14 protein-coding genes are annotated in these 25529 nt (G+C 73.7%); 11 read left to right on the top strand and 3 right to left on the bottom strand.

The genetic code is table 11. From position 1 onward, the window contains the following. The first annotated feature begins 12 nt into the window (after positions 1–12). The 7 genes from ACTMTJ_RS17165 to ACTMTJ_RS17135 all read left to right on the top strand — a co-directional run bounded on the left by ACTMTJ_RS17165 (position 13) and on the right by ACTMTJ_RS17135 (position 7919). Positions 13–957: a GHMP family kinase ATP-binding protein gene (locus ACTMTJ_RS17165; protein WP_441217617.1), complete on the top strand. Its 945-nt coding sequence runs from the start codon at positions 13–15 to the stop codon at positions 955–957. Between the two features lie 67 nt (positions 958–1024). Then, positions 1025–4090 (top strand): non-ribosomal peptide synthetase, encoded by a 3066-nt coding sequence (locus ACTMTJ_RS17160; protein WP_441217732.1) that lies wholly within the window; start codon positions 1025–1027, stop codon positions 4088–4090. A 12-nt stretch (positions 4091–4102) separates the two neighbouring features. After that, on the top strand, positions 4103–4363 hold the full coding sequence (locus tag ACTMTJ_RS17155) for a phosphopantetheine-binding protein (RefSeq protein WP_441217615.1): 261 nt from the start codon (positions 4103–4105) through the stop codon (positions 4361–4363). Next, positions 4356–4598: a phosphopantetheine-binding protein gene (locus ACTMTJ_RS17150; RefSeq protein WP_441217613.1), complete on the top strand. Its 243-nt coding sequence runs from the start codon at positions 4356–4358 to the stop codon at positions 4596–4598. Before ACTMTJ_RS17155 ends, ACTMTJ_RS17150 begins: the two co-directional genes overlap by 8 nt. Continuing rightward, positions 4598–5785: an acyl-CoA dehydrogenase family protein gene (locus ACTMTJ_RS17145; RefSeq protein ID WP_441217612.1), complete on the top strand. Its 1188-nt coding sequence runs from the start codon at positions 4598–4600 to the stop codon at positions 5783–5785. Before ACTMTJ_RS17150 ends, ACTMTJ_RS17145 begins: the two co-directional genes overlap by 1 nt. Further along, a complete protein-coding gene (locus ACTMTJ_RS17140; RefSeq protein WP_441217610.1) occupies positions 5785–6525 on the top strand; it encodes a thioesterase II family protein in 741 nt (246 codons plus the stop codon). The genes ACTMTJ_RS17145 and ACTMTJ_RS17140 overlap by 1 nt, the downstream gene beginning before the upstream one ends. Beyond that, positions 6522–7919 (top strand): amino acid adenylation domain-containing protein, encoded by a 1398-nt coding sequence (locus ACTMTJ_RS17135; protein ID WP_441217608.1) that lies wholly within the window; start codon positions 6522–6524, stop codon positions 7917–7919. Before ACTMTJ_RS17140 ends, ACTMTJ_RS17135 begins: the two co-directional genes overlap by 4 nt. Before the next feature lie 34 nt (positions 7920–7953). On the opposite strand, the gene ACTMTJ_RS17130 is transcribed toward ACTMTJ_RS17135, so the two are convergent. Then, positions 7954–9633 carry a 2-isopropylmalate synthase gene (locus ACTMTJ_RS17130; RefSeq protein ID WP_441217606.1) on the bottom strand — a complete coding sequence of 560 codons (1680 nt, stop codon included), beginning with the start codon at positions 9631–9633 and terminating at the stop codon, positions 7954–7956. A 249-nt stretch (positions 9634–9882) separates the two neighbouring features. Between ACTMTJ_RS17130 and ACTMTJ_RS17125 the strand changes: the two genes are divergently transcribed. Genes ACTMTJ_RS17125 through ACTMTJ_RS17115 form a run of 3 tightly spaced genes read left to right on the top strand, consistent with a single transcriptional unit; the run spans position 9883 to position 21947 of the window. Further along, on the top strand, positions 9883–13053 hold the full coding sequence (locus ACTMTJ_RS17125) for a non-ribosomal peptide synthetase (RefSeq protein WP_441217604.1): 3171 nt from the start codon (positions 9883–9885) through the stop codon (positions 13051–13053). Next, the gene (locus ACTMTJ_RS17120; RefSeq protein WP_441217602.1) at positions 13043–13225 is read left to right on the top strand and encodes an MbtH family protein; all 183 of its coding nucleotides are present in this window, start codon (positions 13043–13045) and stop codon (positions 13223–13225) included. Before ACTMTJ_RS17125 ends, ACTMTJ_RS17120 begins: the two co-directional genes overlap by 11 nt. Before the next feature lie 19 nt (positions 13226–13244). Next, complete coding sequence (locus ACTMTJ_RS17115) at positions 13245–21947, top strand: amino acid adenylation domain-containing protein (protein WP_441217600.1); 8703 nt, start codon at positions 13245–13247, stop codon at positions 21945–21947. A gap of 166 nt (positions 21948–22113) precedes the next feature. Here ACTMTJ_RS17115 and cmdF read toward each other — a convergent pair whose 3' ends face one another. Next, the gene (cmdF, locus tag ACTMTJ_RS17110) at positions 22114–23673 is read right to left on the bottom strand and encodes a tyrosine 2,3-aminomutase (protein WP_441217598.1); all 1560 of its coding nucleotides are present in this window, start codon (positions 23671–23673) and stop codon (positions 22114–22116) included. A 133-nt stretch (positions 23674–23806) separates the two neighbouring features. Here cmdF and ACTMTJ_RS17105 point away from each other — a divergent pair, with 133 nt between their 5' ends. Further along, positions 23807–25087 (top strand): MFS transporter, encoded by a 1281-nt coding sequence (locus ACTMTJ_RS17105; protein WP_441217597.1) that lies wholly within the window; start codon positions 23807–23809, stop codon positions 25085–25087. On the opposite strand, the gene ACTMTJ_RS17100 is transcribed toward ACTMTJ_RS17105, so the two are convergent. Beyond that, positions 25068–25403 carry a hydroxyisourate hydrolase gene (locus ACTMTJ_RS17100; protein WP_441217595.1) on the bottom strand — a complete coding sequence of 112 codons (336 nt, stop codon included), beginning with the start codon at positions 25401–25403 and terminating at the stop codon, positions 25068–25070. The two genes, ACTMTJ_RS17105 and ACTMTJ_RS17100, sit on opposite strands and share 20 nt — an antisense overlap. Positions 25404–25529 lie beyond the last annotated feature (126 nt).

The following is a 25529-nucleotide window of genomic DNA, read 5'->3' as shown; positions in this document are numbered from 1 at the left end:
GGGGCGGCTTCGATGACGGAGACGATGTTCCACCGTGCCGAGCTCGGTGAGGCGTACGGCAGCGCGGCGGCGTTCGGCACGTTCGGCGAGCTGCTGCAAGGCGCGCTCCCCGACGGCGACGACTTCCTCGTGACGATGCCGATCGCCCGCTGGAGCCGGGCCCGCCTGCTGTTCGACCCGCGCGCTCACGCCGTGCACGTACGGCCGGCGCACAAGTCGAAGGCGCGCTGGCTCGTCGAGGCGATGCTGCGCCACCACGGCGCCCGCGGCGGCGGCGTGCTGCTGCTCGACTCCGACCTGCCCGAGGGCAAGGGCCTGGCGAGCTCGTCGGCCGACCTCGTGGCGACCGCGCGGGCCGTGGGACAGGCCATCGGCGCGGCACCGGCGCCCGCCGAGATCGAGGCGCTGCTGCGCCTGATCGAGCCGACCGACGGCGTCATGTACCACGGCGTCGTCGCGTTCCACCACCGGCAGGTGCGGCTGCGCGCGGAGCTGGGGCACCTGCCGCCGATGACGGTCGTGGGGGTCGACGAGGGCGGCGAGATCGACACGCTGTCGTTCAACAAGGTGCCCAAGGTGTTCTCCACCCAGCACCGCCGCACGTACCAGCGGCTCCTGGCGGCGCTGACCGCGGCGATCCGGGCGGAGGACGTGGCGGCCATCGGCGAGGTGGCCACCCGCAGCGCGGTGATGAACCAGCGCCTGTGTCCAAAGCGGACGCTCGACCGGATGCTCGACATCTGCCGCCAGGTCGGCGGGCTCGGCGTGGTCGCCGCGCACAGCGGCACCGCGCTCGGGATCCTGCTCGCCGACCGGCAGCCGGGCCACGACGAGCGGCTGCGGCGTACCCGGCGGATGTGCGCCGCCCTCACCGGCACGGTGTGGGTCGACCATTCCCTGCCGGGTCCGGACGGCACGGGCTACCTGTCCCGCGATAGCGCCGCGATAGGTAGGTGAAGGCCGGCCCGACCACCGTGTACCGGGTCAGGACGGGCAACCGGACGGAGGTGAGGCGGTGTCCAGCATGCAGGGCACGGTGCCGGCGCTGGTCGCCGCGCGAGTGGCGGCTTCGCCCGACGCGACCGCGGTGGTCGACGGTTGCGGCACACTGTCCTATCAGGAGCTGAACGCGCGCGCGGACCTCGTCGCGGCCCGGCTGACCGCCGCGGGCGTCCAGCCCGAGTCGGTGGTCGGCGTGCTGATCGACCGGTCAGCCACCATGGTCGTGGCCTGGCTCGGCGTGTTGAAGGCCGGCGCGGCCTACCTGCCCCTCGACCCGTCGTATCCGGCGTCGCGGCTGCACTTCATGCTCGCCGACGCCGGCGTGAGCCTGGTGCTGTGCGACCCGCGGACCGGCGGCCTGCTGGCCGGCACCACCCACCGGGCGATGACGCTGGGCCCGGACTGGAGCGACGAGGCCGCACCGGCGACCGCCGACGTGGCGCCGGACGACCTGGCGTACGTCATCTACACCTCCGGCTCGACCGGCGAGCCCAAGGGCGCCATGGTCGAGCACCGCAACATCGTCAACACCGTCCGCTGGCTCGTCGACGAGGTCGGCGTGTACCCGGGCGACCGGGTCGGCCAGACCGTGGCGAGCGGCTTCGACGTGGCGACCTGGGAGATCTGGGGCGCCCTGAGCGCCGGCGCGGAGGTGCACATCGCGCCCGAGCCCGCCCGCCGCGCACCGGAGGAGCTGTGCCACTGGCTGGCCGCCGCCCGGATCGACACGGTCTTCCTGATCACCTCCGTCGCCGCCGTCGCGCTCCAGCACGGCTGGCTCGACGGGACCAGCCTGCGGACGCTGATGGTGGGCGGCGAGAAGCTGCACGCGTGGCCGCCGGCGGGCGTACCGTACCGGTTCCTCAACCTGTACGGCCCGACCGAGACCGCCGTCATCGCGACGTACGCCTGGTTCGACGGACACGACGAGGGCCTGCCGCCGATCGGCCGGCCGATATCCCACACCACCGCGCACGTCCTGGACGAGCGCCGGCAGCCGGTGCCCCTGGGCGAGGTGGGCGAGCTGTACCTCGGCGGCGCCGGCGTCGGCCGCGGCTACCTCGACCGGCCGGAGCTGACCGCGGAGCGGTTCGTGGCGGACCCGTCCGATCCACAAAGGACGCTCTACCGGACCGGAGACCTCGTGCGGTGCCGGCCGGACGGGCAGCTGGAGTTCGTCGACCGCGCCGACCGGCAGGTCAAGGTCCGCGGCTTCCGGATCGAGCTGGGCGAGGTCGAGGCGCACCTGCGCGCCCACCCGGTGGTCGACGAGGCCGCGGTCACCGTCTGGACGCCGGAGAGCGGCTACCCCCGGCTGGTCGGGTACGTGTCGGGCGCAGGCGTGGACGGCGAGGAGATCCAGCGGTGGCTCGGTGAGCGGCTGCCCGCGTACATGGTCCCGGCCGCCGTCATCCCGCTGGCCCGCATGCCGTTGACGCCCAACCAGAAGCTCGACCGCGGCGCCCTGCCCGATCCCACCGCGCTGTTCGCCCGGCGGCCGGCGGTGCCCGGGGCGGACGCGTGGGAGTCGGCGCTGGCCGAAGACTGGCGCGAGACGTGCGGCGTGGTGCCCCGGTCGCCGGCGGACAGCCTCGTCGAGCTGGGCGCCGGATCGCTCGACCTGATCGCGCTGCGGGCCCGGGTCCGCGCGCGGCGCGGGCTGACCGTGGCACCGTCCACTCTCACCCTCACCCAGACGCTGCGCGAGCAGGCGCTGCTGGTGGCCGGGCTGGCGCCGGGCACACCCGCGGCGCGCCCGGCCGGAGCGCGGTCCGGCGCCGGGAGCCTCGGCCAGGAGGCGCTGGTCTTCCTGGAAGAGATCAACGGCAGCGGCATGGGCTACCAGTACCAGATGGTCCTCGACGGGCCGGGCGAACCGGAGGTCTGCCATCTGGAGGAGGCCCTGCACGCCGTGCTGGAAGGGCAGGCGGCGCTGAGCGCCCGGTGGCGGATGACCGCGCGGGGGCTGGTCGGCGAGCCGGCCGGGCCGGCGGGCCCGCTGCTGCGCAAGCACCGCGCCGGCGCCGGCGAGCTGCCCAAGCTGCTGCGCGCGCTTGTCGCCCGCCCCATCCGGTACGACGACTTCCCGTTGCTGGGCTGGGATTTGATCACCCATCCGGGCGGCACGGCACTGCTCCAGCGCGAGCACCACATCGTCCACGACGGCTGGTCCGTCGGCGTCTTCCTGCAACAGGTGCGGGAGGCGTACGGCCGCTTCGCGCGGGGTGAGGGCTGGTCCCCGCCGTCCGACACCACGAGCTACTTCGACTGGGCCCGGGAGCAGCGGGAGTGGGTCGCCGGCCCGGACAGCGCGGCGGCGCGGGAGTACTGGTCCGGACAGCTGGCCGGCGTCGCCGGCGAACCGGCCGAGGACGCCGCCGTCCCGGAGCGGGGCCTGGCCACGGCGCGGACCGACACGCAGCCGCTGGGCGAGCGGCGGTCGGCACTGGTCGACCGGACCGCGGCCGGCCTCGGCGTCACCGCGTTCGCGCTGCTGCTGGCCTGCTACCGCCGGCTCGTCTTCGAGACCGCGCCGGGCGCGTGGCAGGTCATCGGCTCCAGCTTCGCCAACCGCGACGTCGACACCCGCGACATCGTCGGCCTGCTGGTGAACGTCCTGCCGCTGGTGTCGCGGCGGGAGCCGGTCGGGTCCCCTGTGGACGGTGCGCGCGCGGAGATGGGGCTGATCGCGGCGGCGGAGGTACACCAGCGGATGCCGACGCCCGAGATCCTCCGGCTGGCCGCCGGCCGGAGCCTCGCCAACAGCCAGCTCTACCCGGTCATGTTCAGCAAGCACGACTCGCCCCAGCCGGCCCTGCGGTTCGGCGACTGGCGGCCGGAGGTGCGGGAGCTGGCCAACGGGTACGGCCGCACCGGCCTGAGCGTGATCGTGATGAACCGGGGGCTTCAGCACGCCCGTAGCACCGCGAGCCATGGCGCCGGCGCGTACGCGCTGCGCTGGACGCACGACCGGGCGCGGTACCCGGACGCGGCCGTCGCCGAGCTCCAGCGGCGCTTCGTCCAGCTCCTGGACCGGGCGTGCGCCGAACCGACCAGCCCGTGGCCGAGCCACATTCCCGCCGCCTGAAGAGGTGCTCACATGCCCACCGAGACCGTGCAGCTCGCCGAGACCATCCGTACCCGCTGGTGTGAGGTGCTGTCCGTCAGCGACGCCAGCCCGGACGACGACTTCTTCCTCAGCGGCGGCCACTCGCTGTTCGCCGTGCGGCTGACCGCCGTCCTGCGCGAGGACCTCGGCGTCCGGGTACCCGTCGCCGCCATCTTCGAGACCCGCACCCTGGGCGCCTTCACCGACCGGGTGGCGAGCTTCGTCCACGACCAGGCGCCGGCCGATGGCTGAGGTGGTCGACGTGACCGCCCGCGTCCGGGAGGCGTGGGAGGTCGTCCTCGACGCGCGGGTGTCCGACGACGCCAACTTCTTCGCGCTCGGCGGAAACTCGATGGCCGCGATGTCGATCTCCGGCCGGCTGGAGGAGGAGTTCCGGGTGCGGCCGAAGCTGCGCGCGCTCTTCGACCACCCGCGGTTCGCCGACTACGTGACCGAGGTCTCCAGGATCCTTCGGGAGGTGCCCTGATGTTGGACACGAGCGTCGACTTCGTACCCACCACGGACCCCGCGCGGATGCTCGACGATCCCGCGGCGGCCCGCGCGATCCTGCGACAGGTCCTGGCGTACCTGGACGAGCGCGCCGCCGACCTCGACCCGGCCGCGCAGCTTGACCTGGCCCGCCGGGTGGGGCTGCGGTCCGGGCTGTACGCGGCCCAGTTCCCGGTCGAGTACGGCGGCTGGGACATGACCGAGACGCTCGCCGCGGAGCTGCGCGAGGAGGCCGCCGCGACCGGCACCGGCTACTCGCGGGTGATCCTGTCCTCGCACGAAGGCCCCAGCCGGATGCTGCTGTCGGCGACGCCCGAGCAGCGGGAGCGGTGGCTGCGCCCGCTGGTCGACGGGCGCCTCACCCGGTGCCTGGCGATGACCGAGGAGCGCGGCGGCTCCGACCTGACCCGGGTCGCCAGCAGCGCCACCTGGTCGGGCGGCAAGTGGGTGCTGACCGGCCGCAAGTTCCTGATCAGCAACGCGGCGCAGGCCGACGTCGCGATCGTGCTCGTGCGGGCGGTCGGCGCGCGGGTGGAGGGGCCCACGTTCTTCGTCTTCGGCACCGACACGCCGGGGTGGCGCGTGGTCCGCGCGCTGCCCGGCATGGACCCGCTGTACACCCAGTACGAGGTCGAGCTCGACGCGATCGAGCTGCCGGAGGACGCGGTGGTCGGCGGTCCGGAGCGGGTCGGCGGCGCGGCCGGCGTGGCCAGCGAATGGCTGCCGTTCGGCCGGATCTGCCTCGCCGCCCGGGCGGTCGGCCTGGCCCGCTGGGCGCTCAACGTGGCCCGCCGCCACGCCGACCAGCGGGTCGTCTTCGGCGTGCGGCTCAGCGAGAAGCAGTACATCCGGGAGTTCATCGTCCGGTCCGACATCAAGGTCGAGGCGTCCCGCGCGCTGCTGCGAAAAGCGGCGGCGGCACTGGACGCCGGCCACCTCGCCGTACGCGAGGCGGCGATGGCCAAGCTCTGCGCGACCGAGGCGGCGTGCGAGGTCATCGACGACGCCATGCAGGTGCTCGGCGGGCGCGGCTGGCTCGTCGAGTACGGGCTGGAGCGCGCGTACCGCGAGGCGCGCCTGCTGCGGATCGTCGACGGCACCTCCGAGATGCTCAAGGAGACGGTGTTCCACATGCCGCCGCACACCGGCGAGAGGAGCTACTGATGGCGGCGCCGTCGCTGTGGCTGCACCAGATCCGGGAGGGGGACGCGCCGTTCGTGTTCTTCCCGCCGGCGGGTGCCAGCGCGTCGTCGGCCTACGCGGTGGTCGGCGCGTTCGGTCCGGAGTGGTCGGTCTGGGGCGTGCAGTATCCCGCGCGCGGACCGCGCCTGCGCGAGGCGGCACCCGGGTCCATCCGCGAGCTGGCGGCGGCCTGCCTTCCGTCCATTGTCGACGACGCGGGCCGCACCGTCCTGTTCGGACACAGCTTCGGCGCGTACGTCGCGTACGACGTGGCCCAGCTGCTGGAGGGCCTGGGCAGTCCGGCCGCCGGCCTTGTCGTCGCCGGGGTTCCCGCCCCGGGTACGCCGCTGCCCGGCCTGTCCGCCGAGGACCTGGCCGAAGGCGCGCTGATCGCGGCGCTGCGCCGGCAGGGCGGCACCGCGGCCGACCTGCTCGCCGACGAGGAGCTGATGGAGCTGATCCTGCCGGCCCTGCGCGCCGACCTCACGCTCAGCCGGGAGTACACCGACGACCACGGCCGCCGGCTCACCACCCCGGTGGCCGTGCTCGGCGGCCGCGACGACCATGTGGTCACGGCGGAGCAGCTCGAAAGCTGGGCGGGCACGACGGAGTCCTGGCTCGGCTGCGAGCTCGCCGGCGGTCACCACTTCTTCTACGTCGACGACCCCGACCTCCTGGCCCGGACCGTCGACCGCCACTGGTCGCGCGTGGCTTCGGCATGACACCGCCCGATCCGCTCACCCGCTTCGCCCGGACGGTGCGGGAGGCGCCCGCATGGCCGGCGGTGCGGTGCGGCGGCACCGTGCTCAGCTTCGCCGAGCTCGACGAGCGGACGGCACGCCTGGCCGCGATGCTGCGGGCACAGGGGATCGGGCCCGGCGACCGGGTGGGCGTCAGCCTGCCCCGCGGTGTCGACCTGGTCGTGGCGCCGCTCGCGGTGTGGCGCGCCGGCGCCGCCTACGTGCCCCTCGACCCGGGCTACCCGGCGGAGCGGCTGGCGTTCATGGCCGCCGACGCCGGCATCGCCACGCGAGTCACCTCGATCGCGCCGGCCGGCGGCCCACGACCGTCCATTTCGGACTGGGCCGCCCCCGAGCTGCCGGCGTACGTCGTCTACACCTCCGGCTCCACCGGGAGGCCCAAGGGCGTCGAGGTGACCCGCGGCCACGTCGCCGCGCTCATGGCCGCGCTCGAACAAGCCGGCGTGTATCCCGCGTGCCGCCGCGTGGTCGGCTGGAACGCCAGCATGTCCTTCGACGCCTCGGTCAAGCAGTGGATCCGGGTGTGCCGCGGCGACACCGTCGTCGTGCTGGAGGACGCCGACCGCACCGACCCGGACCGGCTGCGGGCGCTGGTGGAGACGGCCGGCATCCAGGATCTGGACATGACGCCCACCCACTGGCAGATCGCCGGCGAGGAGCTGGGCCGGCCACTGCCCGCCGGCCGGGTGCTGCGGCTGCTCCTGGGCGGCGAGCCGGTGCCGGAGCGGATCTGGCAGGAGATCGCCGAGGCGCCGTGGCTGGACGGACTCAACCTGTACGGCCCGACCGAGTGCACAGTGGACGCCACGGTCGCGCCGATCGCCGGCCCGGTGCCGCACCTGGGCACACCGTTGCCGGACAGCACCGTGTACGTGCTGGACGGGAAGCTCTGCCCGGCCGACGACGGCGAGGTGTACATCGGCGGACCGCGGGTGGCGCTCGGGTACGTCAACCGTCCCGGCCTGACCGCGCGGCGCTTCCTGCCGGACCCGTTCACCGGCGGCCGGATGTACCGCACCGGCGACCGCGCCCGCCGCACCGCGGAGGGGCTGCTCACCTTCGCCGGGCGCGCCGACCGCCAGGTCAAGTGGCGCGGCTACCGGGTGGAGCTGGGTGAGATCGAGCACCACCTGCGCACCCACCCCGAGGTCGCGGCCGCCGCCGTCGTGCTGCGGGGCGAGCGGCTGGTGGCCTACGTCGTACCCGCCGGCGCGGAGCCGCCGCGCGGCGACCGGTTGGTGCGCCACCTGCTCGGCTCGCTGCCGGAGTTCATGCTGCCGTCCACGTTCGTCGCGCTCGACGCGCTGCCGGTCACCCCGAACGGCAAAGTGGACCTCGCCACACTCGCCGGGTAGGCCGCGGGGCGCCACGGCCTACCCGGCCACGTCGCTACGCCATGATCCGGTTGACCGCCGACAGCACGGCGTTGAGCGCCGCGCGGGCCGGCGCCGGGTCGAGGCCGACACCGTAGGCGGCGGCACCGTCGACGGACGCCTCGGCGTACACGGCGGTGTACGGCCCGGCCGGGTCGGCGACGCTCTGCTCGGTCACGGCGCGCACCTCCACCGGCTGGCCCTCGCGCCCCAGGCCGTCGGCGAACGCGGCCACCACGTCGGCGCCCGCACCGGCGACCCGCGCCTCGCGGCCGTCGGCGAACGCGACAAGGGCGTCGAGCCGGACCAGGTCGCCGTCGCGCCACTCCTGAAACTCCTTGAGCAGCAACGACGGGTGCGGGTGCAGGTACTCGTTGCGGAACGTGTCCCACAGCTGCCGCGAGTCGAGCTCCATGCCGCTCTCGTCGGCCGCCCGCTGGACCACCTTGGCGAACTCCGCCCGCAGACCCACCGGGACGTCCAGGCCGTACCGGGTGCGCAGCACGTGTGCCACACCGCCCTTGCCGGACTGGCTGTTGACCCGCACCACCGACTCGTACGTGCGGCCGACGTCCCGCGGGTCGATCGGCAGGTACGGCACCGACCACGGCAGGGCGCCCGGCGGCCGCTCCTCCGCGCGGGCCCGGTCCTCCAGCGCCCGGAAACCCTTCGCGATGGCGTCCTGGTGGGTGCCGGAGAACGCGGTGTACACGAGGTCGCCCACGTACGGGTGGCGCTGCCCGACCGGCATCCGGTTGCACTGCTCGACGGTGCGGCGGATGTCGTCGATGTCGGAGAAGTCGAGCTGCGGGTCGACGCCGTGGCTGAACATGTTGAGCGCGAGCGTCGCCAGGCAGACGTTGCCGGTGCGCTCGCCGTTGCCGAACAGCGTGCCCTCCACCCGGTCGGCGCCGGCCAGCAGCGCCAGCTCGGCGGAGGCGACGGCGGTGCCCCGGTCGTTGTGCGGGTGTACGGACAGGACGATCGAGTCCCGGCGGTCCAGGTTGCGGTGCATCCACTCGATCTGGTCGGCGAACACGTTCGGCGAGTCGGTCTCCACAGTGGACGGCAGATTGACCGTCACCGGCCGGTCCGGCGCGGCGTCCCACGTCGCCGCCACCGCGTTCGCCATCTCCAGCGCGAACTCCGGCTCGGTCACGTTGAACGTCTCCGGCGAGTACTCGAAGCACAGCCGGGAGCCGGTCATCCGGTCGGCCAGCCGCGCCACGTGCGCGGCGGCGCCGGTGGTCACCTCGCGCAGCTGGGCGGCGGACATCCGGAACACCACCTCCCGCCACAGGCACGCGGTGGCCATGCACAGGTGCACCATCGCCCGGTCCGCCCCCTCGATCGCCGCGAACGTGCGCTCGATCAGGTCGAGCCGGGCGGGCGTGAACACGGCGATCGTCACGTCGTCGGGGACGCGGTCCTCGGTGACCAGCCGCCGGACGAAGGTGAAGTCCGCGTCGCTGGCGGACGGGTAGCCGACCTCGATCGCCTTGAACCCCATCCGCACCAGCAGGTCGAACATGGCGCCCTTGCGCGCCGGGGACATCGGGTCGGGCAGCGCCTGGTTGCCGTCCCGCAGGTCCACGGAGCACCACAGCGGCGGATGGTCGATGGTCCGGCCGGGCCAGGCACGGTCGGCCGCTCCTCCCGGGCGCCGCTCCTCCCGGGTGTACCGGTGGACGGGCATCGAGGACCCCCGCTGAAGGTTCCAACCGGGCTGCCCGGGCCAGGCCGGGCCCGATGGCGTCCGCAGTCCCGGATGGCTTGCCGGCGCCGTGTCTGTGTCGAACATCGGCTGTACTCCTCACCGTGCGACGGATCGACCCGTGGACGGTAGGGAGCCGCGCCATTCCCGGCCTATCGGCGGCCTTTCCGGACCCGCGGCTCGATAGCGCGGTGAGACCCGGAAGATAACCGCCGGCCCGAAGGTGCCCGCATGGACCACGACCTGGTGCCGGTGCCGCGGGCGCAGCAGGCGCTGTGGCTCGCCGACCAGCTGACCCAGGGCACCGCCGTGTACCTCAGCAACACGTTTCTGCGCCTGGCCGGCCCGCTGGACACCGACCGGCTGGCCCGGGCCCTGCGCGCGGTGGTGACCCGGCACGAGGTGCTGCGTACCTCGATCCTGCCGCGGGACGGCGAGGTCGTCGGGCGGGTCCGGCCGCCGGAAGCGTTCGCGCTGGAGGTCAGCGACGTCGACGAGGCCGGCCTCGCGGTCGCCATGGGCGCGGAGTCGGCCACGCCGGTCGACGTGAGCGAAGGGCTGCCGATCCGGGCCCGCCTGCTGCGGCTCGCCCCGGACGACCACGTGCTCTGCCTGGCCGTGCACCACCTCGCGTACGACCGCGGCTCGGTCCAGATCTTCTACCGGGACCTCGCCCGCCACTACAACGACCCGGCGGCCGGCGTCGCGCCGGTGCGGAGCTTCCGGGAGGCCGGGCTCGCCGACGACGCCCGGCAGGACGCCGGCGAGCTGGCGCCGATGGTGCGCGAGCGGTGCGCGGCGCTGGCCGACCTGACCCCCTTCGAGCTGCCCGCCGACCGGTCGCGGCCGGCGGTCCGCGGCGGCGCCGGTGCGCTGCGCCACGGTTTCGCGCTGCCGCCCGTGACCGCCGAGCGGCTGGCGGAGCTGGGCCGCGAGCAGGCCGCCAGCCTGTACATGGTGCTGCTGGCCGCCTGCCAGGCGGTGCTGTACCGGTACACCGGCCGGGCCGACGTGTCGACCGGCACGTCCTCGTCGACCCGCCGCGACCCGGACGTGGTCGGACCGTTCTTCAACATGCTCGTCATCCCGGGCGACGTCTCCGGCAACCCGACCTTCGCCGACCTTGTCCGCCGGGTCCGCGACACGACACTGGACGCGTACGAGGCGCGGTGGGTCGGCTTCGACACGCTCGTCAACGAGCTGCGGGTGCCGCGCGACCCGGCCCGTACCCCGCTGTTCCAGATCCTCGTCGACCTGACCACCCCGGTCGCGCTGCCGGCGCTGTCCGGCCTGGCGGTGACCGAGATCCTCACCCCCGGGGCGGGCGCGAAGTACGACCTGACGCTGGAGTTCCGGCACGAGGAGGGCGCGGTCGGCTGGTCGGTCGAGTGGGACACCGAGCTGTACGAGACCGCGACCGTGCTGCGGCTGATGGCGCACCTGCGGGCGGTGCTCGTCGCGGTCGCCGGCGACCCGTCGCTCCGGGTGGACGACGTGCCGATGCTGAGCCCGGACGAGATCGAGGCCGCCCGCGCGTACGCGGAGCCAGATCCCGAGCCGCTGCCCGACCGGTGCCTGCACGAGCTGTTCACCGACCAGGTGGCCCGGACACCCGGCGCGGTCGCGGTGCGCGACGGCGACACCGCGTGGACGTACGCGGAGCTCGACGCGCGCACCACGGCGATCGCGCGCGGGCTCGTCGCGCGCGGCGTCGGGCCGGACGTACCGGTCGGGATCCTGCTCGACCGCTCGGCCGACCTCGTCGCCGCGGTGCTCGGCGTGCTCAAGGCCGGCGGCGCCTACGTCCCGCTCGACCCGGAGGCCCCGCCGGCGCGGACGGAGGCGCTGCTACGCCGCTCCGGAGCGCCCGTATGCATCGCGCCCACAGCGTCCGGCTCCCGCGCGGTCGACGTCGGCACGCTGATGGAGGGCGGCGCGGGCCACGAGCTGCCGGGGGTCCGCCCGGACCACATGTGCGCCGTCTACTTCACCTCCGGCTCGACCGGCGAGCCGAAAGGCGTGCAGTCCACGCACCGCGGCTGGGTGAGCCAGATGCTGAACATGCACCGCCGCTACCGGCTGGCGCCCGACGAGCCGGTGCTGCTCAAGACCCCGCTGAGCTTCGACGACGTGGCCCGCGAGATCTTCTGGCCGCTGATGGTGGGCGGGCGGATCGAGGTGCTCGGCCCCGGGCTGCACCGCGATCCCCGGGCGCTGCTGCGGGCGGCCGCCGACCACCGGCTCGTCTGGCTCCAGTTCGTACCCAGCATGCTCGTGGCGTTCCTGGAGGAGATCGGGCCGGACGACGCCGAGCGGCTGCGGCACCTGCGGCACGTCGTCTCCGACGGAGACCGGCTCCGGCCCGCGACCGTGCGGGCCTTCCACGAACGGCTCGGCCGCTTCGGCTGCCAGCTCAACAACCACTGGGGTACCACCGAGGTCTCCATCGACTCGACCCACCACGTGTGCACCGCCGCGGACGCCGACGGCGGCGACGCGGTCACGCTCGGCCGTCCGATGGAGCATCACACCGTCCACCTCCTCGACGCCACGCTCCAGCCGGTGCCGCACGGCGCGGTGGGGGAGCTGTGCATCGGCGGGGTCGGGCTGGCCCGGGGATACCTCGGCGACCCGGGGCGTACCGCACGCGCCTTCGTCCCGCATCCCTGGCGACCCGGCGAGCGCCTTTACCGCACCGGCGACACCGGCCGGCTGCGCCCCGACGGCCGCCTGGAGTACCGGGGGCGCCGCGACCACCAGGTGAAGGTCCGCGGCGTGCGGATCGAGCTGGGCGAGGTCGAGGCCGCCGTGCGCGCGTTTCCCGGCGTGACCGACGCGGTCGTCACGACCTGGGACCCCGCGCCCGGGGACCGGCGGCTCGTCGCGTACGCGGCCATCCCCGGCGCGGGCGCCGAGGCGCGGGCCGGCCTGCGCGACCACCTCGCCGACCGGCTCGCCCCGGCGGCGGTGCCGAGCGTGGTCACGGTCCTTCCCGACCTGCCCCGCAACCCGAGCGGCAAGGTGGACCGCCGGTCACTGCCGCCGCCGGACCCGGGCGAACTGGCCGGCGCGCCGTTCACGCCGCCGGCGACCGACACCGAGCAGGCCCTCGCCGACCTCTGGGCCGGCGTGCTGGGCGCCACCCGGCTCGGCGCGGACGACGACTTCTTCGCCTCCGGAGGGCACTCGCTGCTGGTGACCCGCGCGGTCAACCGGATGCGGGAGGCGTTCGCGGTGGACGTGCCGGTGCGGTTCGTGTTCGAACACCCGACGGTGCGGCGGGCGGCCGCCCGGCTGGAGGAGCTGATCGTGGCCGAGATCGAGGCGATGAGCGACGCGACGGCCGAGCGCCTGGCCGCCGCGGAGCCGACGGGACCACAGGAGAGAGTCGATGTCAGCTGAACCCATGTACAAGGTCGTCGTCAACGACGAGGAGCAGTACTCCATCTGGCTGGCCAGCCGGGAGATACCGGCCGGCTGGCACGCCGAAGGGACCGAGGGCACCGAGGACGAGTGCGTCGCGCACATCGAGCGGGTGTGGGTCGACATGCGCCCGCGCAGCCTGCGCACCTGAGCCGGCAGGGGAGTGGCACATGAGCATCGACAGTGGACGGACCGCGGCCCTGTCGCCGCAGAAGCAGGCCCTGCTGCGCCAGCGGCTGCGGGGCCGGGCGTCGAGCGGCTCGGGCATCCCGCGCCGGCCGGACGGTCCGGCGCCGCTCTCGCCGGTGCAGCACGCCATGTGGGTCACCAACCAGTTCCTGGAGTCGACCGCCAACTACACGGTGCCGCGCGTGTTGCGCGTCGGCGGCGCGCTCGACGTCGACGCGCTGCGCGCGGCCCTGGACGCGCTCGTCGCCCGGCACGAGACACTGCGCACCACGTACTCCGGCGCCGCCTCGCCGGTGCAGCGGATCGCACCGGCCGGCCCGGCCGCACTGCGCACAGTGGACCTGCGCCAGCACCCGGGGGCACAGCAGTGGGACGAGGCGATGCGCCTTGTCGCCGCCGAGTTCGCCACCCCGTTCGACCTGGCCCGCGGGCCGGTCTTCCGGGCCCTGCTGGTCACGCTCGACGACTGCCACGTGCTCGGCCTGGCCACCCACCACATCGCCACGGACGGCTGGTCCAGCGCGGTGCTGCTGCGCGAGCTGGACGAGCTGTACGGCGCGTCGACCGCCGGCCGCCGGCCCGACCTCGCCGCGCTGCCGATCCGGTATGCCGACTACGCGCACTGGCAGCTGGAGCGCGCCGCGGCCCGGCGCGAGCGGCAGCTGGCCTACTGGCGCACCGCGCTGGCGGAGACGCCCCAGGTGCTGGAGCTGCCGACCGACAAGCCCCGCCCCACCGCCCAGTCCTACCGCGGCGAATGTACACGGTGGACACTCCCGGCCGAGCTGAGCGCGGCGGTGAGGTCGCTGGCCGCCGCCCACGGCGTGACCGTCTACACAGTACTGCTCGCGTGCTTCGCGACGGTCCTGGGCCACTACTGCGGCCAGCGGCGGTTCGCGGTGGGCTCGCTGGTGTCCGGGCGGGTGACCGCGGAGACCGAGCCGCTCGTCGGGCTGTTCACCAACCCGGTGGCGCTGGCCGTGGACCTGTCGGACGAGCCCGACTTCGCCGCGCTGCTGCGCCGCGTCCAGGACACCGTGCTCGGCGCACTGGACCACCAGGACGTGCCGTTCGACCAGGTGGTGGCGGCGTCGCGGGCAAACCGGTCGGCCTCGCGCAACCCCGTCTACCAGGTGCTGTACCAGTGCTTCGAGGGCAGCGAGCGGACCGGGCACCTGCCCGCACTCGACGCCGACCCGGTAGACCTCGTCGAGCAACCGGCCATGGTGGACCTCACGCTCACCGCCGTGAACGGCACCGACGAGATCGACCTCAACCTCGTCTACGCCACCGACCTCTTCGCACCGCGGACCGCGCGGCGCGTCCTGCGATACCTCGTGAACGTGGTGGAACACGTGACCGCGCACCCGGACGGCACCGTGACGAGCGCGGTCGTGACCGGTCCGGAGGAGCGCGCGCGAACCCTGCGCTGGGCCGGCGACGCCACCGCCCGGCCGCCCTCGGGCACGGTGGTGAATCTGTTCCGGGACCGCGCCGCCGCGGCGCCCGACGTGCCGGCCGTGTGCTGCGGCGACCGGACCCTGACCTACGGCGAGCTGGACCGGCTCACCGACCGCGTCGCCGCCGGGCTGCGGTCGCGCGGCGCCGCACCCGGAGACGTCGTCGGCGTGGCGATGGCGCCCGGCGTCGACCTCGCCGCCGTGGTGCTGGGCGTACTCAAGGCCGGCGCCGCCTACCTGGCGATCGACCCCGCCTTCCCGGCCGCCCGCCGCGAGTTCATGCGCGGCGACGTCGGCGCCCGCCTCGTCGTCGAAGACCTGGCGAGCTGCCTGGTCGACGGCGCGCCGGCCGGTGACCTGCCGGACCCGGCGCCGGCCGATCTGGCCTACGTCGTCTACACGTCGGGCTCGACCGGCACGCCGAAAGGCGTGGACGTCACGCACGGGTCGGTCACCAACCTGCTCGCCGGGGTCCGCGACCTGGCCGGCGCCGCGCCGGGCCAGCGCTGGCTGCTGCTGTCGCCGATGGGCTTCGACGGTTCCACCATCGAGCTGTTCCTCCCGCTCGTCACCGGCGCCACGGTGGTGATCGCGCCGGACTCGGCCCGGGTCGACGGCGCCGAGCTGCGCGCCGTCGTCACCGACCACGGCGTGACGCACCTGGAGGCCACCTCGTCGGGCTGGCGGCTGCTGTTCGCCGCCGGCTTCGACGGGCACCTGGACCTCGCCATCACCACCGCCGAACCGATGCCAGAGTCGCTCGCCCGGCGGATCCGCACGCACGCCGACCGGCTCGTCAACGCGTACGGACCCACCGAGATCACGGTCCTCGCGACGTACACGGACGTGCCCGACGGCGCGGACGAGAGCGTCATCGGGCGGCCCATCCCCAACGTGCGCGCCTACGTGCTCGACGAGTGGCTCGACCCGGTGCCGGCCGGCGTCCCCGGCGAGCTGTACATCGGCGGCGCCGGGGTGTCCCGCGGCTACCATGCCCGGCCCGGCCTGACCGCCCGGCGCTTCGTGCCCGACCCGTTCGGCCCGCCCGGGGCGCGGTTGTACCGCACCGGGGACCGGGTCCGACACACCCCGGACGGCGCGCTCGACCTGATCGGCCGGATCGACAGCCAGGTGAAGATCCGCGGGCACCGGGTCGAGCCCGGCGAGGTCGAGGCCCAGCTGCTCGCCCACCCCGACGTCGGGCAGGCGGCCGTGGTGGCGGTACCCGGCCCGAACGGCGGCCTCCGCCTCGTCGCCTACGTCGTGGCCGGCGGCGGTCCGGCCGTGGAGATCGAGCTGCGCCGGTACCTCGCCGGCACGCTCCCCGCCTACCTCGTGCCGAGCCGGGTCGCGGTGCTGGACCGCATGCCGTACACGCCGAGCGGAAAGATCGACCGCAAGGCGCTGCCGGCCGACCTCGGGGGAGTGGAGTTCGTCGCGCCCGGCACCGCGCCCGAACGGACACTCGCCCAGGTGTGGGCCGACGTCCTAGGGTCCGGGCCGGTCGGGGTGCACGACAACTTCTTCGACCTCGGCGGCGACTCCGTACGGGCCATCCACGTGGTTGCCGGCGCCCGCGCGGCCGGCTGGACGATCACCCCGCGGCAGGTGCTGACCCGGCAGACGCTCGGCGAGCTGGCCGCCGCGGCCGTGCCGGTGAGCGCGGCGTCGAGCCCCGGCGGCGGCGACACCTACCCGCTCACGCCCCTACAGAACGGCATGGTGTTCCACGCGCTCTTCGAGCCCGAGAGCACCGACTACATCGTCCAGTTCGTCTTCGCCATCGACGGCGACCTCGACCCGGCCGCGCTGCGCCGGGCCTGGGAGCACGTCGTCGAGCGGCATCCGATGCTGCGCACCACGTTCGCCTGGGACGACCTGCCCGAGCCGGCGCAGACCGTGCACCCACACGCGCCGGTCGAGCTGCGCGAGCTGGACTGGCGGGACACGCCGCTCGCCGAGGTGCCGGACCGGATCACCGCCCACCTGGCCGCCGAGCGGGCCCGCGGCGTCGACCTGGAACGCACGCCGCCGCGCCGGTTCGACCTGATCCGGATCGCGGACGGCAGCCACCGGTTCGTCTGGCACGGCCACCATGTCCTGCTGGACGGGTGGAGCGTGCAAATCGTCCTCGACGAGGTGCGCGCGACCTACGACAGCCTGCACCGCGATGGCACGCTGCCGCGGCTGCCCGAGCCGGTGCCGTTCCGGCCCTATGTGGACTGGCTGCGCGGCCACGACCCGGCGAAGGCCGAGGAGTACTGGCAGCGGGTCCTCGACGGGGTGACCGCGCCCACGCCGCTGACCCTCTTCGCGCCGCGCACGGCAGGCGGCTGGGGCACCAACCAGGGCGTGGCGATGGCGTTCGGCACGGTGCCGCCGGACGTCATGACCCGGCTGCGGGACCTGGCCCGGCGGCACCGGATCACGGTCGGGTCGATCGTGCACGCCGCCTGGGCGCTGCTGCTGTCCCGGTACGGCGGCGGGCCGGACGTGCTGTTCGGATCGACGGTGACCGGCCGGTCCGCGCCCGTGCCGGAGGTCGAGCGGGCCGTCGGCCTGCTGATCAACACGCTGCCGGTCCGGGTGCGGATACCGCACGAGGCCACCGTCGAGGAGTGGCTGCGCGGCGTCCACGAGCAGCTTGTGGAGCTGCGCGACTTCGAGCACTGCGCGCTCGTGGACGTGCAGCGGCAGAGCCGGATTCCGGCCGGCCAGCGGCTGTTCGACACCATCCTGATGTTCGACAGCCCGGCACCCGGTCCGGAACTCGCGCCGGACGGCCTGGCGATCACCCCGGTGCGGACCTGGGAACAGACCGGCTATCCCTTGGTACTCAACGCCCAGCTCCGCGACGAGCTGCGGCTGCGCCTGGACTACCAGCCGGCGCGGGTCGACGCCGGCAGCGCGGAGCGGCTGCTGACCCACCTGCGGTCCCTGCTCGCGACCCTCGGCACCGGCGTGACCGAGCGGGTCGGCGCGCTGCCGGCGCTGCCGGCGGAGGAATGGCGGGCGGTGGTCCGGGAGTTCAACGACACCGCGGCCGCCTACCCCGCAGAGCTCTGCCTGCACCAGCTGTTCGAGGCACGGGCGGACCGCCAGCCGGACGCCGTCGCGGTGGTGTCCGGCGGCGAGCCGGTCTCGTACCGGGAGCTGGACGAGCGGGCCAACCGGCTCGCCAACCACCTGCGCGCCCTCGGCGCCGGACCCGGGTCGTACACCGGGATCTGCGTGGAACGCGGCGTCGAGATGGCGGTCGCCGTGCTCGGCGTGCTCAAGGCCGGCGCCGCGTACGTGCCGCTGGATCCGGACTATCCGGCCGAGCGGCTCGGCCTGATGCTGGAGGACACCGCCGCGCCGGTGGTGCTCACCCAGGTCGGGCTCGTCGACCGGCTCGCCGGCTACCGGGGCCGAGTGGTGTGTGTGGACGGTGGCGAGGACGCGGCCCGCATCGCCGAGAGCCCGGCGTCGCGGCCGCGGCCCGCCGTCACGCCGGAGCATCTGTCGTACGTCATCTACACCTCCGGCTCCACCGGACGGCCCAAGGGCACGCTGATCCGGCACAACGGGATCGTCAACTACATCTGGTGGATGGTGACCGCGTACCCGCTGGCCGAGGGCGACCGGGTGCTCCAGCTCGCCGGGCTCAGCTTCGACATCTCCGTGTACGAGATGTTCTGGCCGTGGAGCACCGGCGCGACGGTCGTGCTCGCCCGCCCGGACGGCTACCGCGACCCGCAGTACATCGTGGACACCATCATCGGCGAGTCCATCACCGCCGCGCATCTGGTGCCCTCCATGCTCCGCGCGCTCCTGCCGCTGCTGGACGGGCGGACCCTGCCACTGCGCCAGCTCCTCGCCAGCGCCGAGGCGCTCACCCCGGACGTGGTGTCGGAGCTGGCGCGCCGGTGCCCGGACGTCCGGCTGGACAACCTGTACGGCGCCACCGAGGTCTCCGTCGACTCCACCGCGTGGCGCTGCGACCCCGCCGCCGGCCAGATCTCGGTGGGCGCGCCGATCGCCAACACCCGCGTGTACGTGCTGGACGGGATGGGCCAGCCGGTGCCGGTCGGCGTGGCCGGCGAAGGGTACCTGGCCGGCGACAGCGTCGGCCGTGGCTACCACGACCGGCCGGGCCTGACCGCGCGGCGCTTCGTGCCCGACCCGTTTGGCCCGCCGGGCAGCCGCATGTACCGCACCGGCGACCTGCTCCGCTGGCAGCCCGGCGGCACCCTGGAGTTCCTCAGCCGGCTCGACCACCAGGTCAAGCTGCGTGGGTTCCGGGTGGAGCTGGGCGAGATCGAGGCGGCGCTGAGCGCACAGCCGGGGATCTCCCAGGCGGTCGTCGTCGTCCGCGAGGAGCTGGCCGGCCAGAAGCGGCTCGTCGCCTACCTGGTGCCCACCGGCGCCACCCCGCCGACGACCTCGCAGCTGCGCGCGCACCTGCGCGCCCGGCTCCCCGACTACATGGTGCCGGCGGCGTTCGTCACGCTGCCCGCGCTGCCGCTCAACCCGAACGGCAAGGTGGATCGGGCGGCCCTGCCCGCACCCGAGGGCTCCCGCCCCGAGCTGTCCACGGAGTTCGTCCCGCCGCGCAGCCGGGTCGAGAAGATCCTCGCCGACATCTGGAGCCGCGTGCTGCGCGTGGAGAACGTGGGCGTGCACGACAACTTCTTCGACCTCGGCGGTGACTCGATCCTGTCGATCCAGGTGATGGTGACCGCCCGCCGGGCCGGTGTCGTGTTGACACCGCGGCAGATGTTCGCCGACCCGACCATCGCGCAGCTGGCCGCCGCGATCGGCGTCGAGCCCACGCCGCCAGTGCCGGTCAGCGCCGAGCAGGGCACCGTCACCGGCGAGCTGCCGCTCACCCCGATCCAGCGCTGGTTCACCGCGCTGGACTGGCCGCACGACCACTACAACCAGGCGGTGCGGCTGTGCTGGGACCGGCCGGTCGCGGAGGAGACGCTGCGCGCGGCGCTGGTGGCCCTCGTGGCACACCACGACGCGCTGCGGCTGCGACTGCGCCGCCAAGAAGGCGGTGTGTGGCACCAGCACGTGGCGGCCGCGGAGAGCGCGGAGCTGCTGCGCGTCGAGGACGTCAGCGGCCGCGAGGAAGCCGTCGAGCGGCTCGCCGGCGACCTGCACGCCAGCCTCGACCTGGAAACCGGCCCGCTGCTGCGCGCGCTGCTGCTGCGGTACGGCAACGGCCGCCCCGACGAGCTGATCGTCACCGTGCACCACATCGCCGTCGACACCGTCTCGTGGGGCATCCTGCTCGAGGATCTGGCCACCGCGTACCAGCAGGGCGCGTTGCCCGCCAAGACCACGTCGTTCCGGGCCTGGGCGGCGCGGCTGGCCGAGCACGCCACGAGCGACGCGTTCGCCGCCGAGGCCGGCTACTGGCGGCTGCCGCGGCCGCGGCCCGTGCCGCTGCCGGTGGACCATCCGGGCGGGCGCAACACCGAGGGCTCCGCGGCCACTGTGACCCGCACGCTCCCGGACGGGCAGACCGAGGCGCTGCTGCGGTCGGCGCACACCGCGTACCGCACGCGCGTCACCGACCTGCTCGTCACCGCGTTGGCCCAGACGATCGGCGAGCGCACCGGAAGCTCTACTGTGGACGTCGACCTGGAGGGGCACGGCCGGGAGCCGCTGTTCAACGACGTCGACCTGACCCGGACCGTGGGCTGGTTCACCACGTTCCACCCGCTGCGGGTGGAGCTGGGGCGCGGGCCGGACCCGGCCCGCGACATCAAGGCGGTCCGCGAGCACCTGCACACCACCCCCAACCACGGCATCGGGTACGGGATCGCCGGCGTCGACGGCCCGCCCGCGAGTGTCAGCTTCACCTACCACGGCCAGCTGCACAGCGATCCGGGCGGCCGCCCGTTCGTCCAGCTCGGCTCGGTTCCGGGTGCGGTCAGCGCGCCGGGGGGCATCCGGCCGTACCTGATCGAGGTCGACGGTGTCGTGGTCGACGGCGTCTTCCGGGTGCACTGGACGTACTCCACCGAGCAGTTCGACGACGGCACGATCGGCGCGCTGGCCGACCGCTTCGTCGAGCGGCTCCGCGCGCTGCTCGACCACTGCCGCGGCGTCGCCGCCGAGCACCACCGGGCGGCCCTGCCCGAGCGGGCCTTCCTCGGTCGGCTCTCCCCGGGCGTACCGGCGATCCGGCTGTGCCAGCAGCGGCACCACATCGCCGGTGCCAGCGTGGCCCTCGTCGCCGACGGCCAGGTCGTCGAGGCGTGGGGCGAGGGCGTCACCCGGGCCGGCGGCGGCGTGCCGGTGCGCGCGGACACGGTGTTCCAGGCCGGGTCCACGAGCAAGCACGCGGCGGCGGTCGCGGTGCTCCGGCTCGCCCGGGAACGCGTGCTCGACCTCGACGAGGACGTCAACCTGTACCTGCGCGGCGGCTCGTTACCGCCGGTCGACCCGGACCGGCCGGTCACGCTGCGTGGCCTGCTCTCGCACACCGCCGGTGTGAACGACGGCGACTTCGGCGGGCTCGGCGCCCGTCCCCGCGACCTGCCCGTGCCGACCGCCCGCGACGTGCTCGACGGCCGGCCACCGGCGCGGACCCCACCGGTGCGGTGCGTCGCGCCCGCCGGCGCCGGGTTCTCCTACTCAGGCAACAACTTCGTCGTAGTCGAGCAGATCCTGGAAGACGCGACCGGCCGCCCGTTCGCGGACCTGATGCGCGAGCTGGTCTTCACACCGCTCGGCATGGCCGACAGCGGCTACGGCGAGGAGTTCGCGGCCGCCCGCGGCGAGCACGTCGCCACAGGGCACGACAGCACGGGAGCACCCGTAGACGGCGGCTGGCGGGTCTACCCGTCCGCGACCGGCGGCCTCTGGACCACGGCCGCGGACCTGGGCCGCATCGCCGCGGAGATCCAGCGCGCCCACGCCGGCAACGGCACCGTCCTCGACCGCTGGGCGGTAGGCGAGATGCTGGCATCCCTGCCCGACGCCGCCTACGGGCTGGGCACGGTCGTCCGCGTCAGCGACGGCGTCCGCTGGTTCGGGCACTCGGGTGAGACCGTCGGCTACCGGTCGCACTCAGCCTTCGGCCTACAGACCGGCGCCGGCCTCGTCGTCATGGCCAACGGCGACGCGGGCAACGAGTTCGTCATCGACCTGCTGGTCGAGATGGACCTCGGCCTACGGGTGTGGGTCGACCGCGGCGTCGACTGGGGCACGGCCGCGCGCGGCCGCTGAAAACCGGATCCCAGACAGAGATGCGAGCTACCGCGACGTCCGCGGTGGTCCGGACTACCGCGGACGTCGCGGTAGCCCAAAATCTGTGTTTCGAATCGGTGGTGGAAAAGCCCCGCCAAACGAAACCGGCCAGCTCTCGCGAGGGCTGGCCGGTTTCGTGTCACCGTCAGAGGCAGCGCTGTGCCTCTGCACTGTGGATGGTCTCGCGGACGGTGCTGAGGAAGTCGCCGACGACGCCCTCGTCGTCCCGGTACGCGTCGACCCGCTTGGCGAGGAGGTCCAGGAGGTCGCGCACACCCGGGCTGAACCGGTCGAAGCCGGTCATCGTCGCGGCCTGGAAGCAGGCGGCGGCCAGCACGGAGACGATCGTGCCGACGTTGTCGACCAGCCGCAGCGACTTGCGGGCCGCGATGAGGCCCATGCTGACGACGTCCTGGTTCTGGCCGTTCGACGGGATCGTCTTGACCGACGCGGGCGCGGCCAGGTCGAGGTTCTCCGACGCGATGCTCGTCGCGAGGTACTGCGCGCCCTCCAGGCCGCAGTACAGCCCCTCCTCGCCGAGGGCGAAGAAGGCCGGGTACGCCTTGTTCAGGTGGGGGTCGAGGAGCCGGTTGAGCTGCCGCTCAGCCAGGACGCCTATCTCGGTGACCGCGATGTTGAGGAAGTCGCACGCCATCGCCACGTACTGGCCGTGGAAGTGTCCACCGTGGAAGATGCTTTCTGGCGACTCGAAGATCAGCGGGTTGTCGTTGCAGGAGTTCAGCTCCTCCTCGACAATGGTCCGGCAGTAGCCGATGGCGTCCACCACCGGGCCGAGGATCTGCGGCACGCAGCGCAGCGTGTACGCGTTCTGTAGGTAGTCGTCGACCTGGGTGACGTCGGACTCGGCGCTCGTGGCCGCGGAGATCATCCGCATGATCTCCTCGTGGTCGCGGGTCAGCTCGCCGCCGGCGAGCAGGTCGCTGATCCGCTCCGCGACCATGGTCTGTCCACTGTGGTTCTTCAGCACGTGCCCACGCTTCTCGAAGGCGCGGGTGGATCCCCGCAGCACCTGGACGAACACTGCCGAGGTCCACAGTGCCAGGCGCACCAGCCGCTCGGCGCGGACCAGGGCCAGGCAGGCGGCGCCGGTCATACCGGAGGTGCCGTTGATCAGGGACAGGCCGTCCTTGTACCCCAGCCGCACCGGGTCCAGACCGGCCTCGGCCAGCACGGGCGCTGATTCGCGTACCGCGCCGCGGTGGCGCACCCGGCCGGCCCCGATCAGCGGGAGCGCCAGGTGCGACAGGGGCGCGAGGTCACCGCTGGCACCGAGCGAGCCCTGCTGCGGCACCACCGGGTGGATACCGCGGTTGAGAAACTCGCCCATGAGGTGCAGCGCGTCCGCGGTGATGCCGGAATACCCCTTCGTCAGGCAGTTGAGGCGGGCCACGAGCATCGCCCGCACCACCTCGTCGGGAAAGTCCTCACCGCCGCCCGCGGCGTGGCTGCGCAGCAGGTTCTCCTGAAGTTCCGTCTCGTACTTCGGGGGGATGCTCATGTAGACCATCTCGCCGAACCCGGTGGTCACGCCGTAGATGGGATGGCCGTCAGCGCCCCAGCGCTTGACCCGTTCACAGGTCTCGTCGACCATCTTGAGCTGGGTCTCGTCGATCCGGACGTCCTCACCGTGTACCGCGACACGGTAGACGTCCTCGACCGTGAGACCCTCGCCTCGAATTAACACAGCACCTCCCTGGATATGTCGCATGTGGACATAGGTGAGGCAAGAGTGCCGCGCGGCGCCATCACGAGCCTTTCGAACCCGTATCGCCCCAAGGGGTTGACCCGCGCCGACTCCAGCGGCCCATACTGCGGTCATGCGCCCGCGTCCCCGACTGGGCTTGCTCGGTGACCCCGACTTCCGGCACCTGTTCCTGGCCGACACCGTCAGCCAGCTCGGCAGTCAGATCACCCTGCTCGCGCTGCCGCTGGTGGCGGTGCTCGCCCTGCGGGCGTCCAGCTTCGACGTCGGTGTCCTGGTCGCCTGCCACACGGTGGCATTCCTGCTGGTCGGGCTCCCGGCCGGGGCCTGGGTCGACCGGATGCGGCGGCGCACCGTGCTCATCGCCAGCGACCTGGGCCGCGCCCTGGTGCTCGCCTCGGTGCCGGTGGCGTGGGGCCTGGGCGTGCTGCGGATGCCCCAGCTGTACCTCGTCGCGCTCGCCACCGGCGTGCTCACGGTGTTCTTCGACGTGGCGTACCAGAGCTACCTGCCACACCTGGTCGGCCGGGAGCGCCTCGCGGAGGGCAACGCCAAGCTGGAGGCGGTCCGGGGGGTGAGCCAGGTGGCCGGGCCGACGCTCGGCGGCGTGCTGATCCAGGTGCTGACCGCGCCCCTCGCCGTGCTCGCCGACGCGGCCAGCTACGCGGTGTCGGCGCTGTTCCTCCTGCGCGTCCGCAAGCGCGAGCCGCGCCCCGAGCGCGCTCCGGACGTGCGCCTGCGCCACGAGATCGCGGAGGGGCTGCGGTTCGTGTTCGGCAACCGTCTGCTGCGGGCGATCGCGGCGTCGACGGCGACGTTCAACTTCTTCGCCGGCATCACCAACGCCATGCTCGTCGTGCTGCTCGCGACGGTCCTGCGGCTTCCGCCCGGCACCATCGGCGTCTTCTACTCGGTCGCCGCCGCGGGCGGCCTGGCCGGCGCGCTCGTCGCCACCCGGGTGGTCGCCCGCTTCGGGCAGGGACCGACGATCTGGCTTTCGCTGCTCGCCACCGGCGTGTGCGGCTTGGCGGTGCCACTCGCGCAGCGCGGATGGCCGCTGTGGGGCGCCGCCGCCGGGTTCGCGCTCTCCTGTGCGGCCAACGTTGTCTACAACGTCACCCAGCTCAGCTTCCGGCAGGGCCTGACGCCCGAACGGCTGCTGGGCCGGATGAACGCCAGCATGCGGTTCCTGGTGTGGGGCACCATGCCGCTGGGCGGCCTGCTCGGCGGCGTGCTCGGCCAGCTGGCCGGGGCCCGCACCGCCCTGTGGGTGTCGGCGGTGGGTGCGCTGCTCGCGCTCCTGCCGATGGTGCGGTCGCCGCTGCGCACCACGCGCGCGCTGCCGACCCTGACCGAGACCCCGAGCGGGGCGCCGGTCAGCACCGCCGATAGATGACGTACATGTACGGCGAGATGAGCAGGGCCAGTTCATACCGCTCGTCCGCCCGCGCGATCGTAAATGTCAGCGTGATTTCCGTGTTGGCCGCGGGCAGTCCCAGCTCGGCGAAATAGGCATTCGTCTCGAATGTGATGCGGAACAGGCCCGGATCCGCTTGCCCGAGACCGCGTAATTGCGCAGTTGTACCATCCTCGCCGGTCGACCCGGCCGCGACCGTTCGCCATCGGTCGTGGCCCAGCCGGTCCAGCCGGACCGAGACGCCGGCCGCTGGCCGCCCGCTCCAGCCGTCGACCACGAGGGTCGAGATGACCACTATGCCCTCCTGTCCTCGATGTGCAGAAAATCATTCACCGGCGTGCTATCGCGCGACTACCAGCGCATTGTCGAAGGCAATTGGCTCAGATTGCCGGCACCAGGGTGTACCGCTATCCTGACGAGC

Origin of the sequence: Phytohabitans sp. LJ34 (genome assembly GCF_052068095.1) — a bacterium.
Lineage (GTDB): Bacteria > Actinomycetota > Actinomycetes > Mycobacteriales > Micromonosporaceae > Phytohabitans.
The sequence above is the reverse complement of the archived record's forward strand: the minus strand, read 5'-3'. Positions and strand labels throughout refer to the sequence as shown.

Bases quoted from the DNA above. Each gene is read 5' to 3' on its own strand.
- ACTMTJ_RS17160 (WP_441217732.1), top strand. From the start codon at position 1,025: ATGCAGGGCACGGTGCCGGCGCTGGTCGCCGCGCGAGTGGCGGCTTCG.
- ACTMTJ_RS17105 (WP_441217597.1), top strand. From the start codon at position 23,807: ATGCGCCCGCGTCCCCGACTGGGCTTGCTCGGTGACCCCGACTTCCGG.
- ACTMTJ_RS17125 (WP_441217604.1), top strand. From the start codon at position 9,883: ATGGACCACGACCTGGTGCCGGTGCCGCGGGCGCAGCAGGCGCTGTGG.
- ACTMTJ_RS17140 (WP_441217610.1), top strand. From the start codon at position 5,785: ATGGCGGCGCCGTCGCTGTGGCTGCACCAGATCCGGGAGGGGGACGCG.
- ACTMTJ_RS17145 (WP_441217612.1), top strand. From the start codon at position 4,598: ATGTTGGACACGAGCGTCGACTTCGTACCCACCACGGACCCCGCGCGG.
- ACTMTJ_RS17165 (WP_441217617.1), top strand. From the start codon at position 13: ATGACGGAGACGATGTTCCACCGTGCCGAGCTCGGTGAGGCGTACGGC.
- ACTMTJ_RS17115 (WP_441217600.1), top strand. From the start codon at position 13,245: ATGAGCATCGACAGTGGACGGACCGCGGCCCTGTCGCCGCAGAAGCAG.
- ACTMTJ_RS17155 (WP_441217615.1), top strand. From the start codon at position 4,103: ATGCCCACCGAGACCGTGCAGCTCGCCGAGACCATCCGTACCCGCTGG.
- ACTMTJ_RS17130 (WP_441217606.1), bottom strand. From the start codon at position 9,633: ATGCCCGTCCACCGGTACACCCGGGAGGAGCGGCGCCCGGGAGGAGCG.
- ACTMTJ_RS17135 (WP_441217608.1), top strand. From the start codon at position 6,522: ATGACACCGCCCGATCCGCTCACCCGCTTCGCCCGGACGGTGCGGGAG.
- ACTMTJ_RS17120 (WP_441217602.1), top strand. From the start codon at position 13,043: ATGTCAGCTGAACCCATGTACAAGGTCGTCGTCAACGACGAGGAGCAG.
- ACTMTJ_RS17150 (WP_441217613.1), top strand. From the start codon at position 4,356: ATGGCTGAGGTGGTCGACGTGACCGCCCGCGTCCGGGAGGCGTGGGAG.